At 70.9% G+C, this 14,398-nt stretch carries 17 protein-coding genes; 9 read left to right on the forward strand and 8 right to left on the reverse strand.

Going from position 1 to position 14,398, the window contains the following annotated elements; all coding sequences use genetic code 11:
• Nucleotides 1–64: 64 nt before the first annotated feature.
• Nucleotides 65–1,276, forward strand: coding sequence for a cytochrome P450 (locus ACWD3H_RS29770; RefSeq protein WP_451957350.1), 1,212 nt, complete (start codon nt 65–67; stop codon nt 1,274–1,276).
• Nucleotides 1,277–1,287: 11 nt separating this feature from the next.
• Complete coding sequence (locus ACWD3H_RS29775) at nt 1,288–2,445, forward strand: winged helix DNA-binding domain-containing protein (protein ID WP_451957351.1); 1,158 nt, start codon at nt 1,288–1,290, stop codon at nt 2,443–2,445.
• A gap of 60 nt (nt 2,446–2,505) precedes the next feature.
• Here the strand turns inward: ACWD3H_RS29775 and ACWD3H_RS29780 are convergent, their stop codons facing one another.
• From ACWD3H_RS29780 to ACWD3H_RS29795, 4 genes are all read right to left on the reverse strand, one after another.
• The gene (locus ACWD3H_RS29780; RefSeq protein ID WP_451957352.1) at nt 2,506–3,264 is read right to left on the reverse strand and encodes a thioesterase II family protein; all 759 of its coding nucleotides are present in this window, start codon (nt 3,262–3,264) and stop codon (nt 2,506–2,508) included.
• Nucleotides 3,261–4,307: a hypothetical protein gene (locus tag ACWD3H_RS29785; protein ID WP_451957353.1), complete on the reverse strand. Its 1,047-nt coding sequence runs from the start codon at nt 4,305–4,307 to the stop codon at nt 3,261–3,263. Before ACWD3H_RS29785 ends, ACWD3H_RS29780 begins: the two co-directional genes overlap by 4 nt.
• Complete coding sequence (gene pyrF / locus ACWD3H_RS29790) at nt 4,301–5,128, reverse strand: orotidine-5'-phosphate decarboxylase (RefSeq protein WP_451957354.1); 828 nt, start codon at nt 5,126–5,128, stop codon at nt 4,301–4,303. The genes ACWD3H_RS29785 and pyrF overlap by 7 nt, the downstream gene beginning before the upstream one ends.
• A 228-nt stretch (nt 5,129–5,356) precedes the next feature.
• Nucleotides 5,357–5,713, reverse strand: coding sequence for a hypothetical protein (locus ACWD3H_RS29795; protein WP_451957355.1), 357 nt, complete (start codon nt 5,711–5,713; stop codon nt 5,357–5,359).
• An 800-nt stretch (nt 5,714–6,513) separates the two neighbouring features.
• On the opposite strand from ACWD3H_RS29795, the gene ACWD3H_RS29800 reads away from it, so the two are divergent.
• Nucleotides 6,514–7,494 (forward strand): DUF6183 family protein, encoded by a 981-nt coding sequence (locus ACWD3H_RS29800; protein ID WP_451957356.1) that lies wholly within the window; start codon nt 6,514–6,516, stop codon nt 7,492–7,494.
• Between the two features lie 15 nt (nt 7,495–7,509).
• On the opposite strand, the gene ACWD3H_RS29805 is transcribed toward ACWD3H_RS29800, so the two are convergent.
• Both ACWD3H_RS29805 and ACWD3H_RS29810 read right to left on the reverse strand, forming a co-directional pair.
• A complete protein-coding gene (locus tag ACWD3H_RS29805; protein WP_451957357.1) occupies nt 7,510–7,740 on the reverse strand; it encodes a ferredoxin in 231 nt (76 codons plus the stop codon).
• A gap of 2 nt (nt 7,741–7,742) precedes the next feature.
• Nucleotides 7,743–8,960: a cytochrome P450 gene (locus ACWD3H_RS29810; protein ID WP_451957358.1), complete on the reverse strand. Its 1,218-nt coding sequence runs from the start codon at nt 8,958–8,960 to the stop codon at nt 7,743–7,745.
• 105 nt (nt 8,961–9,065) lie between these two features.
• On the opposite strand from ACWD3H_RS29810, the gene ACWD3H_RS29815 reads away from it, so the two are divergent.
• Complete coding sequence (locus ACWD3H_RS29815) at nt 9,066–9,623, forward strand: TetR/AcrR family transcriptional regulator (RefSeq protein WP_350925132.1); 558 nt, start codon at nt 9,066–9,068, stop codon at nt 9,621–9,623.
• Between the two features lie 29 nt (nt 9,624–9,652).
• Here the strand turns inward: ACWD3H_RS29815 and ACWD3H_RS29820 are convergent, their stop codons facing one another.
• Nucleotides 9,653–10,099 carry an Lrp/AsnC family transcriptional regulator gene (locus tag ACWD3H_RS29820; protein WP_355561230.1) on the reverse strand — a complete coding sequence of 149 codons (447 nt, stop codon included), beginning with the start codon at nt 10,097–10,099 and terminating at the stop codon, nt 9,653–9,655.
• A 144-nt stretch (nt 10,100–10,243) separates the two neighbouring features.
• Between ACWD3H_RS29820 and ACWD3H_RS29825 the strand changes: the two genes are divergently transcribed.
• From ACWD3H_RS29825 to ACWD3H_RS29845, 5 genes are all read left to right on the forward strand, one after another.
• Nucleotides 10,244–11,485 (forward strand): TIGR03619 family F420-dependent LLM class oxidoreductase, encoded by a 1,242-nt coding sequence (locus tag ACWD3H_RS29825; protein ID WP_451957359.1) that lies wholly within the window; start codon nt 10,244–10,246, stop codon nt 11,483–11,485.
• Nucleotides 11,486–11,620: 135 nt separating this feature from the next.
• A complete protein-coding gene (locus ACWD3H_RS29830; protein WP_451957360.1) occupies nt 11,621–12,280 on the forward strand; it encodes a TetR/AcrR family transcriptional regulator in 660 nt (219 codons plus the stop codon).
• A 147-nt stretch (nt 12,281–12,427) separates the two neighbouring features.
• Nucleotides 12,428–13,366 carry an NADP-dependent oxidoreductase gene (locus tag ACWD3H_RS29835; protein WP_451957361.1) on the forward strand — a complete coding sequence of 313 codons (939 nt, stop codon included), beginning with the start codon at nt 12,428–12,430 and terminating at the stop codon, nt 13,364–13,366.
• A 68-nt stretch (nt 13,367–13,434) separates the two neighbouring features.
• Complete coding sequence (locus ACWD3H_RS29840; protein ID WP_355561242.1) at nt 13,435–13,629, forward strand: hypothetical protein; 195 nt, start codon at nt 13,435–13,437, stop codon at nt 13,627–13,629.
• Between the two features lie 62 nt (nt 13,630–13,691).
• Nucleotides 13,692–14,234 (forward strand): dihydrofolate reductase family protein, encoded by a 543-nt coding sequence (locus ACWD3H_RS29845; RefSeq protein ID WP_350954227.1) that lies wholly within the window; start codon nt 13,692–13,694, stop codon nt 14,232–14,234.
• Here the strand turns inward: ACWD3H_RS29845 and ACWD3H_RS29850 are convergent.
• Nucleotides 14,144–14,377, reverse strand: a complete 234-nt coding sequence (locus ACWD3H_RS29850) for an amidase family protein (RefSeq protein ID WP_451957363.1) — start codon at nt 14,375–14,377, stop codon at nt 14,144–14,146. The genes ACWD3H_RS29845 and ACWD3H_RS29850 overlap by 91 nt on opposite strands.
• Nucleotides 14,378–14,398 lie beyond the last annotated feature (21 nt).

Genomic DNA, 14,398 nt, shown 5'->3' on the forward strand with positions numbered 1-14,398 from the left:
AGTGCCATCCCGCCGGCGAGATGACAGCTGCCGGAAATTTCTCTGAGGAATGGGAGGTTCGTAAATGACCGATGTCGATCTGGCCGACGCCGATCTGCACGTCGGAGACAGACCCCACGAGGTCTTCCGCCGGCTGCGCGACCACGACCCGCTGTACTGGAACCCCGAGGGCAGGGAGCCGGGCTTCTGGTCGGTCACCCGCTACGAGGACTGCGTGAAGGTGCAGAAGGACCCCCGGACCTTCAGTTCCAACCAGACCAACACCCTCGGTCCGCACCGCAACACCGGTGACCAGGGATCCGGAAAGATGATCAACACGACCGATCCGCCCCGCCACACCGAGCTGCGCAAGCTGGTCAACAAGTGCTTCACGCCCCGGGCCATCGCCGCCCTGGAGCCGTACCTGCGCTCGGTCGTCAGGGACGTGTTCGCCGACGCGCTGGAGCGGGGTGAGTGCGACTTCGCCGAGGTCGTGGCGGCCCTGCCGGTCGCGGGCATCTCCGCGCTGCTGGACGTGCCGCGCCAGGACTGGGACCTGATGCTCAGCCTCACCTCCACCGCGTTCGGCTCGCACGACAGCGAGTACCAGCTGACCTCCGACGTGCGCGCCAACGCCGCCCAGGCGCACGGCCGGCTCCTGCTCTACTGCCAGGGCCTGGTGGAGCGGCGGCGCGCCTCACCCGGCGACGACATCGTCAGCCTGCTGGCCCGCTCCCAGGACGCGGGAGTGCTCAGCGAGGAGGAGTGCCTGCTCTTCTTCGACGTGCTGATGCTCGGCGGCAACGAGACGACCCGGCACGCCGCGGTCGGAGGGCTGCTGGCCCTCATGGAGCACCCCGACCAGTGGGAGCGGCTGCGCAAGGAGCCCGAGCTGGTGCCCAACGCGGTCGGCGAGCTGCTGCGCTGGACCTCGCCCAGCCGCCATGTGCTGCGCCGCGCCACCCGCGAGACCGAGCTGCACGGCAAGACCATCCATCCGGGCCAGGACGTCGTCATCTGGCACACCTCCGCCAACCGCGACGAGCGGGTGTTCGACGCGCCGGAGGTGTTCGACATCGGGCGCCCCCGCGGCTCACGCAACGGGCACGTCGCGTTCGGCTCCGGGCCGCACTTCTGCCTGGGCGCCGCCCTCGCCGAGCTGGAGCTCACCGTCTTCCTGGACGAGCTCGCGACCTCGGTGTCGGCGGCCGAACTGCTCGGGCCGCCCGACTACCTGCGCTCCCCGGTCATCAACGGCGTCAAGCACGTCCAGATTCGGCTCCACCCCATGGGGTAGAAGCGGAGACCATGAACTCACTCACCTGGGATCAGGTCCACGCGCGGCGGCTGGCCCGCCACCATCTCGTGAAACCCGTCTCCGGCGACCTGCGGAAACCCGTGCGTGACGTGTGCGGGGTGCAGGCGCAGGTCGCCGCCGCGGCCGAGCTGGCCATCGGGTCACGGGTGAGGGACGCCACCCGCGAGCAGGTCCGCGCGGAGCTGTACGACGACAAGCGCCTCGTCAAGACCTACAGCCTGCGCGGCACCCTGCACGTGCACGCCGCCGACGAGCTGGCCCTGTGGCTGGCGGCCATGCGCTGGAAGCCCTACTGGCGTGCCAAGGGCAGCTGGCACGCCCACCACGAGCTGACCGCCGAACAGGGCGAGTCGTTCGTCGACGCGGTCCGCCAGGCACTGGACGGCGAGTGCCTGACCCGCGAGGAGCTGGCCGGGGAGGTATCGGGCCGTGTCGGAGCCTGGGCCAAGGACAGGCTCGCCTCCAACTGGGGCGAGCTGCTGCGTCCGGTGGCCTACCTCGGCGTGCTCTGCTTCGGGCCGGTACGGGGCGCCAAGGTCACCTACGTCAGGCCCGACCGGTGGGCGGGGCTGAAGGTCGAGCTCGGCGACCAGCCCGACCCCGAGGAGTCGGCGATGGAGATCATCCGCCGCTACCTGCGCGCGTACGGTCCCGCCACCCACCAGGACCTGGCCCGCTGGTTCGCGCTCAGGCCACCCGAGGCACGCGAGGCGCTGGAGTCGCTCGGCGACGAGATCGTCCAGGTCGAGGTCGAGGGCCGCAAGGCGTACGTCCTCGCCGCCGACGAGAGCCGCTGGCCGTCACAGGCGAGCTGCCTGCGACTGCTGCCGCAGTACGAGGCGTACGTCCTGGGCAGCGGTCCCAAGGAGGTCGTCGTGCCCAAGGACACCGCCGGACGCGTCTTCGAGCACGGCCGGGGCAGGTACGAGGGCGCGGTCGCCCACCAGATCATGCTCGTCGACGGGGTCGTGTCCGGCATGTGGGAGCGCAGGGAGAAGGGCGGCAAGATCGAGATCAAGGTCGAGTCGTTCGTCGAACTCGATTCCGGCCGGAGCGAGGAGCTGGAGCGGGAGGCCGAGCGTGTCGGCCGCTTCTACGGCGCCGAGGCCACCCTGTCCATGGGCAGGCTCACCGGCAGGAAACGCTGAGTCCGCCACACGGGCCCCGCCGCCCGGGGCCCCGGGCGGCGGTTCGGTCGCGGCCTTCGCTCATCGGCAGGCGCCGAGGTCCTCCCGGATCGCACGCAGCACCGACCGGCGCTGGGTGTGGATGAAGAAGTGCCCGCCAGGCAGCAGCCGGAGCCGGAACGCCGACCCCGTCTGCGCGCTCCACGCGCCCAGCCCGCCGGCCGTCGTCGTCGGGTCCCCGATCCCGCCGAACACCGAGATCGGGCAGGCCAGCGGCGGCTCGTCCTCGTGGACGTAGGACTCCGCCACGTTCAGGTCGGCACGGAGCACCGGCATGACGAGGCTCATCAGCTCCGCGTTGCCGATCACCTCCGGGGGGATGCCGTCCAGCCGGTGCAGCACTCGCATCAGGTCCTCGTCGCAGAGCTGCCCGAGCCGCGGCATGCCGTCGCGGATCTGGGGGGCGTTCCAGCCGGAGACGAACAGCCGCCCCGGGCCCGGCAGCCCGCGCGAGCGCAGCCGCCGCGCCGTGGTGAACGACACCAGCGCGCCCATGCTGTGCCCGAACAGCGCGAACGGCAGCGGGGCCAGGCGCGACAGTTCGTCGATCACCGGATCGACGATCATCGACAGCCGGTGCGGCGGCTTCTCCCCGATGCGGGTCTCCCGGCCAGGAGAGCGCACCGCCCACAGTTCCACGTCGTCGGCCGGCAAGCCGGCCCAGCCGCGGAACGTCGTGGCGCCGCCTCCCGCGTTGGGCACGCAGACCAGCCGAGCGCGAGGCCGTTCCGGCCGCCGCAGCGGTACCAGCCAGCTCGCGGTGGTCAGGCGAGCGGTCACCACGAGACCTCCAGGGATCGTGCGGAGTCCCGGACCCGCTCGCAGGTGGCGACCAGGTCCGCCAGGGATTCGGGGGGGAACATGTGAGCCGCGTCGCCGGGGCGATACAGCCGCTCGGGCTTCGTGCACGACTCGATGAGCAGCCCGTCCGCGCCGTACGCCGAGGCCGCCAGCGCGGCCGGTGCCACCAGCGAGGCCGAGCGGGTGCTGTGGCTGGGATCGAAGATCACGGGCAGCTCGGTACGGGCGCGCAGCGCGGTGATCGCCCCGAAGCCGGGCTGCTGCGGTGTCCCGGTGGCGCCCGCGCAGAGCACCACGGCACTGTTACCCCGGGTGAAGACGAACTCCGCGGCCCGCAGCCAGTCGTCCAGACTCGCCCGTGGCCCCCGCATCAGCAGCACAGGGCGCCGCTGGGCACCCAGCTCGGCCAGGAGCGGCCGGTTGTCCAGCTGCCGCCCGTCCACCTGCAGGCAGTCGGCCACCTCGGCGACGGCCGCCACCTCGCGCGGGTCACAGACCTCGGTGATCACCGGGATGGCCGCCGCACGCCGGATCTCCGCGAGCGCCTCCAGGCCCCGCAGGCCTCTGCCGGGAAAGTGGTAGGGGCTGCTGCGCGTCTTGGACAGCCCGGCCCGCAGCGCGTGCGCCCCCTGCGCTCTGACCGCCAGGGCCGTCTCGACCGCGTCCTCGGTCGACTCCAGCGCGCACGGTCCCGCCGCCCACCACAGCCTCGGCCCCCCGACCACTCCGACCTCCCGAGGAGCCTCCGGCGGGCCGGACAGTGGTGGGCCGCCGATCGTCACCTCGCGCGCGGCCACGCCGCTGTCGCGCCGTACCAGCCAGTGGCCGTCGGGGGTGGGGCGGCGGGCCAGCACGGCGGGCGAGGCGGGTACGCAGGCGAGGGACTCGTCGCCGCTCACCACGACGAACACCCTTCCGGCCAGGCGCACCGGCCAGGCGGTGACGTCCTCGTGCGCCCCGGCCCGCGCCGCCACCTCCTCGGCGACCTCGGCGGAGGTGCCGGGCCGCAGTTCGATCAGCATGCCGGGACCCCCGCGCCGATCTCCTTCCGCCAGGTCGCGATGCTCGCCTCCAGCGCGGCGACGTCAGGTCCGTGCCGCAGCACCCCGGTGGTGACCGGCAGCACGGCCCGCCCCGGCGCGCCGGCGGCGACGGCGGCGAGGTCGCGGGTGTCGCGTCCGGCCCTGCCCAGGCCAGGCAGTTCCACGACCGCGGACGGCATGCGGGCCACCAGGTCGCGGGCTTCCTCGGCGGCGGCCCCGACCACGGCCGCCGCCGCCACGCCGTGCTCGTCGTTCCACTCCCGCACCTCGTCGGCGGTGCGCTGGGCGACGGTGCGCGAGCCGGTCATGGCGCACTGCACCCCGCCGGCCGCGTGGTTGGAGGTGCGTACGAGCACCATGACCAGCGTTCCGCTGTCCCGGGCCCGGCGCAGCAGCGGGCCGAGGGAGCCGAAGCCCATGAACGGGTTCGCCGTCACCGCGTCCCCGCGCAGCACGCTGCCGGGCCCCAGGTAGAGGTCGGCGTAGGAGTCCATCGTGTCGTCGGCGTCGCACACCTTCGCGTCCAGCACCGCCAGCGAGCCCCGCTCGTGCACGCCGTCGACGACGTCACGCAGCAGGGCGGTGCCCGCGGTGCCGAACCGGGTGAAGAACGGCACCTGGATCCGGTAGACGGCCACCTGCTCGCCCGCGGCCTCCAGCACCGTCGCGCACATTCGCCGGGCCCCGCCCACGTCGCCGGGCATCCGCCACGCCTCCAGCCATTTGGGGGAGGGGGCGAGTCCCAGGCAGAGGGCGGATCGGTTCTGCAGCAGGTCAGTCCATATCGGTACAACAGCCATGGGGTCATTGCACACAACCGAGCCCGCGCGCGCCCGGCGTCCACTCGCCGTTGAGGTTCCAGCGAGTAGAATCCCCGCTCCCCATCGCGCCCGCGATGGGGAGCGGGGATTTCGCCGCTTCTTGATCTACATCGTAAAGGGGTTGGGTTGGCGCGAACCCCCACGCGCAACGCGCAGACCCGCGGTCATCGGAGCCCGCGGGGGCTGGACCGCGCTGCTATCCGCCGCTCAGCGGTTGGTCCACAGATGCCAGAACCAGTCGCCCTCGGAGCAGGTGTAGTGCTCCCAGTGGCCTCGGTCGATTCCCCCCTGGCCGGCCGCGACGCAGTTGGAGTGGCTTGAGAACCAGTCGCGGTACACATCGTCGCCGGCGAGTAGCCGGCCGGCCGTGCCGGCCTGCGCGGTGACCGTGTGTGCCTCGGAGGCGGTGGCCGAAGCCGCGAAGGCGGGTGCGCCCGTCGCCAGCAGGGCCATGCCGATGATCGCGCCGACCGCCGGCAGTGCGCGGACGCGGAATGCCCTTGTGGAGCGGCCGTGCTCGCCCAGGGAGCCGGAGATGCCGCGACGACCTGTGTTCATCTTCATCAGATACCTCCAGTGTGGAGACCCCCGCCTTCAGGCGGGGGAGGAAACGCGGCACGGTGCCGCGTTTCTGGGTGGTGTAGCCGTAGCCGTGCCGTCGGCTCGCTGGAGCAGGTGGCCGTGGCGGTCGAGGACGAACACGGCTGGGTGAACCGTAAGGTTCGCTCCCTCCGGCGCCGAAGCGCCCTCGGGGTGACGCCGGTGCGGCGGTGCGGCCGGACCGGTCTCCCCTCGCCCATGGTGAACACCAGATACCGCCGCCAGGCGGTGTCCGTGAGCCGTTTCGTGCCCACCCCCGGGCGTGTCTGCTCCCACGGATTCGAGAGCTTGGAGCTGAGGAAGCACCCCAAGGTCGGTCTGCGCTCTTGTGTTCAACGTAGCCATCTGGATCACACCTCCAATTCATGACGGCCAGGGCTGGTCAACACGGGGCTTCGAAGCGCATCACCGCGCCTCAAGCCCCCTCCTGCAGGAGAGGGTCGTTGACTCCTCATGTTCGTGACGTGAGATGCCGATCACCTCGCGCCTGCTGTTCGCCGAGACCGTGACGTGGGGTCCGGGGCGCCAAGCCTGGGGCGGATTCCATCGAGGTCGCCTTGCTCAACTCCGCCGTCACCGGCATGATCGTCGATCGTCCGGATCCCCTTGTCGACCGTCTCCTGCTTCCGTGATGACCGGCATACGGGACGCCACCGTTTCGGTCACCACTTGATTACTCAGTGTAATGGTGTCGGATTGGCAAAGGACGGGTTTTCCGTACGAGGAGGAGCGAGCATGCGGCTGAGGTCGCCGGAGGAGCCTTCGTGATCTCGCACGCGCTCGTGGACGGGCCACATGGGCCGATCCTGGCACGCGTTCCCGGCGATGCCGGGTCGCTGGCCGAGCTGGTACGCGGTCACTACGTCGGTGAGCGGCGGCTTCGGGAGGTCCGCGACCTGGCCGCGCTGCTGGCCGAGTCCCGGCGGGTCCACCACCTGCTGCCGCTGTTCGGGTGTGTGCCCGCCGAGCCGGACACCTGGGCGGAGCTGATCGCCTGCCTGGCGCAGGAGCTGGTGGTGCGCCGGGTCAACCTGACCCGGGTGCCGGCGGCGGTACGGTGCGTCGCAGCCCTGCGCGAGCTGGGGCATCCTCTCGCGGGGCTGCCCCTGAGGCTCGGCAGGGGAGAGCGCTGGATACGCGTGCCCGAGTTCCAGTCGGGCTGGGTTTCCCAGCCCGACTGGTACATTCCCGAGCATCCGGAGGTCGCGGGGCTCCTCCTGGACGGTCGCACGCTCGCACGGGTTCCCGGTGGGGAGCCCGCGATCGTGAGCACCCGGCAGGAGGAGCGGCTCATCACCGCGGCGGTGGAGCACTGGAATTCATGGGGATGGGCGAAGATCTTCGAACTTCCCGGGGCTGTCGGCCCTGAGGAGCTGGTGCCGCTGGGGGTGAACGCCTTCCTGCCGGATGCCTTCGTGGCGGAGACCGTGTTGAACGGGCAGCGGGGCAGCCTGGGCTCGGTGGTGGCCGAGCTGTTCACCTCCGCCTACTGCAACGCCGCTCACTCCTTTGGGCTTCGCGGTGGGTACGGCAGGCTGGCGACGTGGCGGTCGGTCGCCGGTCTGGTGCGCGCTCCCGCCGACGCGTCCGTCCACCGGGTCAACGAGCTCGCGGCCCGGTGGCGGTGGCTGGCGTTCAGGATCACCAGGCGCACGCCGTACTGGACGGACCAGGAGCTCGCGGTCGGCGCGCTCAGCCCGCGCGGGAAGGTGCTGAGCCTGCTGGTCTCCTACGACACCGACTGACCGACCTTTGGCCGGTCAACGCTCAGCGGCCTGGGGCGTTCCCGAGCCGGGGGAGGGGCCGGGGCGGAGGCTGAGAGCTCCGACCGGGCAGATCCGCACCGCGTGGCGGAGGCCGGCGGTGTGGGCCTCGGTGACCTCGCCGGTCACGAGGACGAGTCCCTCGTCGTCGGAGTCGAAGATCTCCGGCAGGACGAGCGAGCACTGCCCGGCACCGACACAGCGCCGGCGGTCCGCGATGACTCTCATGGTCACCAGGCCACCGGGAGCGCGTGCAGGCCGAAGATCACGCCGTCGTACTTGAACGGCAGCTCGTCGTCGTCGCCCACGACGCGCAGGCTGGGAATCCGCTCGAAGAGCGTGCGGTAGGCGATCTCCAGCTCGGCGCGGGCGAGGTTCTGCCCGAGGCACTGGTGCACGCCGTATCCGAACGCCACGTGGTTACGGGCGCCGCGCCGCAGGTCGAGCTCGTCGGGGCGTTCGAAGGCCCGGGGGTCCCGGTTGGCCGAGGCGCCGAGCACGAAGATGCCCTCTCCCCGGCGCACGTTCTGGCCGCCGATCTCCATGTCCTCGGTCGCGACCCGGTCGAAGGCCACCCAGTCGACGATGGAGTGGTAACGCAGCAGCTCCTCCACGGCCGGTGCCCAGCCGTCGGGGGCGGCGCGTAGCTCGGCGAGCCGGGCGGGACGGCGCAGCAGCGTGAGGACGCCCAGCGAGATCATGTTGGCTGTGGTCTCGTGCCCGGCCAGGAGTAGCAGGAACGTCATGCCGACCAGCGCGTCGTGGGAGAGTTCTCCGGTCGTTTTTCGGGTGGTAACGAGCCGCCCGATGAGGTTGTCGCCGGGGTTCCGCTCGGCCTCGGTGACGAGGCCGTCGAGATAGTTCCAGATCTCCGTGGCCGCGGCCATGGCATCCCGCTGGGAGCCGGCAGCGGCGCTGACCATCCGGCGGGTCCTGGACTGGAAGAAGTCGTGCTCGGAGTACGGTACGCCAAGAAGCCGGCAGATCACCATTGAGGGGACGGCGAGCCCGAACGCCTCGACCAGGTCGGCGGAGGAGCCCTGCTCGAGCATGTCGTCGATGAGCTGGTCGGCGACGTGCTGGATGTGGGGGCGCATCTCCCTGACGCGCCGGACGCTGAACTCGGGGATCAGCATCCGCCGGTAGACGTCGTGTTCGGGGGGATCCATGTCGATGAACTGCCCCGCCTGGAACCGTGCGCCCGCCTGCCGTTCCTCGGCCGAGGGGGGCTCTGCCGACAGGGCGGACATCGGGTGGCCGGGTGTGCTGGGGTCGGTGCTGATCCTGGGGTCGGAGAGCACCTGCTGGGCCTCGGCGTGCCGGGTGACCAGCCAGACCCGCCCGCCGGGAAGCTCCGCCCCGACCAGCGGTGCCTCCTCGCGGAGGCGTTCGTACTCGGGCGGGGGCGCGAACGGGCAGGCGCGAGGTAGGGGGAAACCCTGAGCCATAATCTTCTCCTCACAGGCCGGGTCCGAGTTTGCTTACTTACATGAAAGTAAGCAAACTCGGAGTGGTCGTCAAGGCATGGCGCGAAGAGGAGTGGCGGACCGGCGATGAATGCCCGACGCAGCGACACCAAGGAACGGATCCAGCAGGTCGCGCTGGAGCTGTTCGCCGAGCAGGGATACGACAAGACCTCGCTGCGGGAGGTGGCGGAGCGGCTGGAGATCACAAGGCCCGCGCTCTACTACCACTTCAAGGCCAAGGAGGACATCCTCACCAGCGTCATCGACGACCTGAACGGCTCGATCGACGAACTCGTGGAGTGGGCTCGCGCCCAGCCGCACACCGAGGAGGCCAGGGGGGAGATCCTGCGCAGGATCGCGGCTCTCCTCAACGATCACTGGCGGCCGCTCATCCGGTTCGCCCAGGTCAATCAGGCCGTCATGTCCGAGCTGCCGGCCGGTGAGCAGATGCAGCGGCGCATGATGACGATGATCTCGGTGCTGAGCGCGCCAGAGGACGGGCTGGTCCGGCAGTTCGAGGCCCGGCTGGCGGTGATCGCGCTGATCATGGGCAGCGTTCCCTTCCTGCTCGGCATGGAGGTGCCCGAGGAGGAACGGAGCGCGATCGCGCTGACCGTCGCCGCGAGACTCGTCGCCGACCGTTAGGCCCCGCCGTCAGTGGGGCCCCGCACACGTCAGGGGCCCTGGGGGCCGCGGTAGGGCAGGGGCTGGCTGTAGACGAGGTTGGTGGTGGTGCTGCCGAACTGGGCCAGTTCGTCGACGAGCTGTTCGAGGTGGGCCATGGAGGTCGCGGCCAGCTTCAGCACGTAGCAGTCGTCGCCGGTGGTCCGCAGGCACTCCAGGATCTCGGGGCGCTCGTCGAGCAGCCGGTGCAGGGGCTGGTGCCGGCTGCCCGGATACTTCAGGCGTACCACGGCGAGCACGGCGAAGCCGACCTTCGCCAGGTCGACGTGGGCGTGGTAGCCGGTGATGACGCCCGCCGCCTCCAGGCGCCTGATCCGCTCGGTGGTGGCGGAGGCGCTGAGGTTCACCCGCCGCCCCAGCTCGGTCAGCGGGATGCGGCCGTCTCGCTGGACCTCGACCAGGATCGACCAGTCGGTGGCGTCGAGGCTCTCGGTCATCCGGCAAAGGTACCGGCATATTCACGGCATATCGACTATTGCGCCGGGAAAACTCTCTTCCAATGGGAAATAACGGCTGGATAGCCTGAACCAGTGCAAATAGGCGTTAATGTCCCGAATTTTGGGCCAGGTACCGACCCCGGCGTGCTGCGCGACTGGGCGCAGACGGTGGAGGGCCTGGGTTTCGACCTGCTCATGGTCTCCGACCACATCGCGATAACACCCGACGTCGCCGAACAGTACCCGGCGCCGTTCTACGAACCCTTCACCACCCTCGCCTGGCTGGCCGGCATCACCGGCAGGGTCAGGCTCGGGACCACGGTGCTCATCGTGCCGTACCGGCACCCGCTGCTCGTCGCCCGGATGGCCGCCAACCTCAACCAGCTCAGCGGGGGACGGCTCGTCCTCGGCGTGGGCGTCGGCTGGGCGCGGCAGGAGTTCGACGCGCTCGGAGTCCCGTTCCAGCGGCGCGGGGCGCTGACCGACGATCACCTCCGGGTGATCCGCGCCGCCTGGAACGATGACAAGGACTACCGCGCCGGGCGGATACCGATCTGGGTCGGCGGCAACAGCGACGCCGGACTGCGCCGGGCGGTACATCTCGGCGAGGCATGGCATCCGCTGAGGTTCACCCTCCCCTGGCTGCGCGAGGCGCTGGGCCGGTTGAAGGCCATCGCGAACGAGTGTCAACGGCCGGTGCCCGCCCTGGCCCCCCGGATCGCCCTGCGGCTCACCGAGACGCCGATCACCGCCCCCGGGCGGCTCGCCGGTGAGGGCACGATCGACCAGATCCTTGACGACCTCGAACAGCTGCGCCTCCTCGGCTCCGAGACCGTCGTACTCGACCCCTTCAACGGAGACCCGGACGAGACACGCCATCCGCAGACCGCCTGGCAGGCGCTCGCGACCGTGGCCGCCCGCTGGAATCCGAGCACGTATCAGACAGAAACGAGAGAAACCATGACCGGCGACGACGAGAAGTTCCTGCGCAGGGCCATCGAGCTTGCCGCCGCGGCGCGGGCGGCCGGTGACCCGCCGTTCGGGTCACTGCTGGTGGGCCCGGACGGCACCGTGCTCGCCGAGGACCGCAACACGGTTCTCAGCGACGCCGACATCACCGCCCACCCCGAGCTCAAGCTGGCCAGGTGGGCGGCCCGCGAGCTCGACCCCGCCGCCGCGGCCGCCACGACCATGTACACCAGCTGCCAGCCGTGCCCCATGTGCGGGGGCGCCATCGAACGGTCCGGCCTCGGCCGCGTGGTGTTCGCGCTCTCCAACGAACAGCTCGCGAGCCTCAAACCGGCCGCCACCGGCGCCGGCGCGCGGCAGGAGGGCCCCGCCCTGTTCGACGAGGCGCGCGTCCCGGTCGAGGGTTACTACCGCTGATCCGGTTCGATGGTTTCCACGGTCGTCCCACGATCTCGGCGCCGCCATGCCCGCGGCGCCGGAGCGGGATCACGTCATCCTCGGCGTGCCCTGCTAGGGTGCGATGTCTAATCAATCGTTCGATTGAGAGATGCCGTGTCAAACCTCGAGCAGATCCAGCGGGCCGCGGTGGGGCTCTTCGCGGAACGGGGCTTCGCGGCCACGGGCATCCGCGAGATCGGCCGCGCGGCCGGGCTGAACTCGGCCACGCTGTACCACTACGCGGGCGGCAAGGAGGAGTTGCTGGCCGGGATCATGCGCGCGGGCCTGGGCGAGCTGCTGCGCGCCGGGCGCGAGGCCCTGGAGCCCAGCGCGGACCCGGCCGTCCAGCTCGCCAGGCTGGTGCTCGCCCAGGTCGCGACGGAGGCGGTCAACCCGCTCACCTGCCAGGTCACCGACCGCGAGGTGCGGGCACTGACCGGGGACAACCACGCGGAGATCGTCGCCATGCGTGACGACTACGAGTCCATGTTCCAGCGCGTGCTGGAGCGGGGGGTGCGTACGGGGGAGTTCCAGATCACCGACCTGCGGGTGGCCAGGCTGGCGCTGCTCGAGATGTGCAACGGGGTCGCCGTCTGGTACCGCCCCGACGGGCGGCTGTCGGTCGCCCAGCTGCAGGACCGCTTCGTCGAGCTGGCCTGCAGGCTGGTCGGCTCCCGGCTGGTCGGCCGTCAGGAGTGCGGGCCCGAGATCGCCACCGTGTCGCTCAGCTCCGAGCCCCGTGACGGGAACGTCGGCGTCGAGGCGTCGGCGTGAGCCCCTGAGCCGCGGCTCGCGGTATCCCGAAGACAGCATCGGCTCATCATCGGAAGGCGGGGAGCCGACATCCTCCCCTTTTCGAGGGAGGGGATTCCCCGTCTCCCTCCCCGCCCGAAGGCGGGGGTTTCCAGGTTGGAGGATTTGATGAAGGCGGTCGTTTACCGGCGCTACGGAGGGCCGGAGGTCCTGGAGATGGGGGAGGTCCCCGAGCCGAAACTCGGCCCGGAGTCCGTTCTCATCGACGTCAGGACGGTGTCGGTCAACCCGGTCGACTGGCAGATAGCCGCCGGGCAGCTGGACAGCCGTTTCGACGTGCATTTCCCTGTGGTCCCCGGCTGGGACGTCGCAGGGGTGATCGCGAAGGTCGGCCCGACGGTCACCGGCCTCGCGGTGGGGGACGAGGTGATCGGGTACGTGCGCGAGGATTCCATCGGGAGGGGAACCTACGCCGAGCGGGTGGCCGCACCGGTGCGCACCATCGCCCGCAAGCCGGTCAATCTGAGCTGGGAGCAGGCGGCGGCCGTCCCCATCGCCGGCCTCACCGCCTACCAGTCACTCGTCCACGCGCTGCGGGTGGGGGCCGGTGACACCGTGCTGGTGCAGGCCGCGGCGGGCGGTGTCGGGTCGTTCGCCGTACAGATCGCCGCCGCCCTGGGAGCGCGTGTCATCGGCACCGCCTCGGCCCGCAACCACGACTACCTGCGAGGCCTCGGCGCCGAGCCCGTCACCTACGGCCCCGGGCTCGGCGAGCGGGTCCGGGCGCTCGCGCCGGCCGGTGTCAGCGCGATCGTGGACATGTACGGCGGCGAGACGCTGGTCTCCTCCCTTGACCTGCTGCGCGAGGACGCGCGGGGGCGGGTCGTCTCGCTGACCAACGACGGCGTGCTGGAGCACGGCGGCGTCTTCGTGTTCGCCAGGCCGAGCACGGCGGACCTCGACGAGCTGCGACAGATGATCGAGAACGGTCTGGTCGTCCCGGAGATCGCGACGGTGCTGGATCTGTCAGAGGCCGCCGAGGCCTTCCGGCTGAGCCAGAGCGGGCATGTACGAGGCAAGATCGTCCTTCGGGTCTCGGCGGGCTGAGGCAGGACAGGCCGGGGCATCCGCGCGGGCCGTCCGACCTTTTCCCGCCCCGTGCGGAGAATCTCCCGGTGAGGTGGTTCCGCGGCTGTTCGCGATGCCTCACCGGTGAGGTCCCGGCCTGGCCGGATGCCGAGCCGGGACGATTCCTGCGAGATGTGCTCGGCTGGCCGGCGAAGCAGACCGCGGCGCTGCTGGAGGGCAGCGTGGCGTCGGTGAACAGCGCGTTCGCCCTGCCCACGGTGTTGCCGCCGGCGCACCGATGAGTTTTCGCGCGGTCCGCCGTCCCAACGGGGGGCAGTCGAATCGATCTCGACGGAGGTAGGTCATGGGTAAGTTGCAGTACCAGTGCACCATGTCGCTGGACGGCTTCATCGCCGGCCCGGGAGGTGACATGTCCTGGTTGGCCGGGCACCTCGGGCCCAACCCGATGGTGGAGGAGATCATGGACCAGACCGGTGCGCTGCTCGTCGGCAACCGCACCTTCGGCGGTGACGATCCGCACAGGGGCACCGAGCAGCAGGGCGAGCCGTACGGCGGGGGGTGGACCGGGCAGCAGTTCGTGCTCACCCACAAGGCGCCGGACACGCCGGTGCCGGGCGTCACCTTCGTCGGTGACCTCGACAGCGGTGTCGCCGCGGCCAAGGCCGCCGCGGGTGACAGGTACGTCGGTGTCCTCGGTGCCCAGGTGGCCCGGCAGTGCCTCGACGCGGGCGTGCTCGACGAGATCCTCGTGTTCATCGCGCCCGTCCTGCTCGGCGACGGCGTCCGGCTGTTCGATCATCCGGGTGGGACCAACATCAGGCTCGAACGCCTCAGCGTGACCCAGGCGCCCGGAGCGACGAACCTCCGGCTACGCGTCCTCAGCTGACCCGTTTGCCGGGCCGTGGATGTCCGGCGGGCACACGCCCCATCGGAGCGCCGGTCAGGACTGTCCGTGGCCGCGCCCGAGCCGCCCGAGGAACCGCCGGGGGAGTAGTCCAGGTTCCACGGGTTGCGGGTGAGTCCCCACAGCCGAGAGTGCGTGAAGCCCGC

This window comes from Streptosporangium sp. NPDC002607 (assembly GCF_053592655.1).

What these genes read in the sequence shown, in the direction of transcription:
- ACWD3H_RS29820 (WP_355561230.1), bottom strand. Translation starts at nt 10,099, where the DNA reads ATGACCGAGAGCCTCGACGCCACCGACTGGTCGATCCTGGTCGAGGTC.
- ACWD3H_RS29835 (WP_451957361.1), top strand. Translation starts at nt 12,428, where the DNA reads ATGAAGGCGGTCGTTTACCGGCGCTACGGAGGGCCGGAGGTCCTGGAG.
- ACWD3H_RS29805 (WP_451957357.1), bottom strand. Translation starts at nt 7,740, where the DNA reads ATGAGAGTCATCGCGGACCGCCGGCGCTGTGTCGGTGCCGGGCAGTGC.
- ACWD3H_RS29785 (WP_451957353.1), bottom strand. Translation starts at nt 4,307, where the DNA reads ATGCTGATCGAACTGCGGCCCGGCACCTCCGCCGAGGTCGCCGAGGAG.
- ACWD3H_RS29770 (WP_451957350.1), top strand. Translation starts at nt 65, where the DNA reads ATGACCGATGTCGATCTGGCCGACGCCGATCTGCACGTCGGAGACAGA.
- ACWD3H_RS29810 (WP_451957358.1), bottom strand. Translation starts at nt 8,960, where the DNA reads ATGGCTCAGGGTTTCCCCCTACCTCGCGCCTGCCCGTTCGCGCCCCCG.
- ACWD3H_RS29795 (WP_451957355.1), bottom strand. Translation starts at nt 5,713, where the DNA reads ATGAAGATGAACACAGGTCGTCGCGGCATCTCCGGCTCCCTGGGCGAG.
- ACWD3H_RS29775 (WP_451957351.1), top strand. Translation starts at nt 1,288, where the DNA reads ATGAACTCACTCACCTGGGATCAGGTCCACGCGCGGCGGCTGGCCCGC.
- pyrF (WP_451957354.1), bottom strand. Translation starts at nt 5,128, where the DNA reads ATGGCTGTTGTACCGATATGGACTGACCTGCTGCAGAACCGATCCGCC.
- ACWD3H_RS29845 (WP_350954227.1), top strand. Translation starts at nt 13,692, where the DNA reads ATGGGTAAGTTGCAGTACCAGTGCACCATGTCGCTGGACGGCTTCATC.
- ACWD3H_RS29815 (WP_350925132.1), top strand. Translation starts at nt 9,066, where the DNA reads ATGAATGCCCGACGCAGCGACACCAAGGAACGGATCCAGCAGGTCGCG.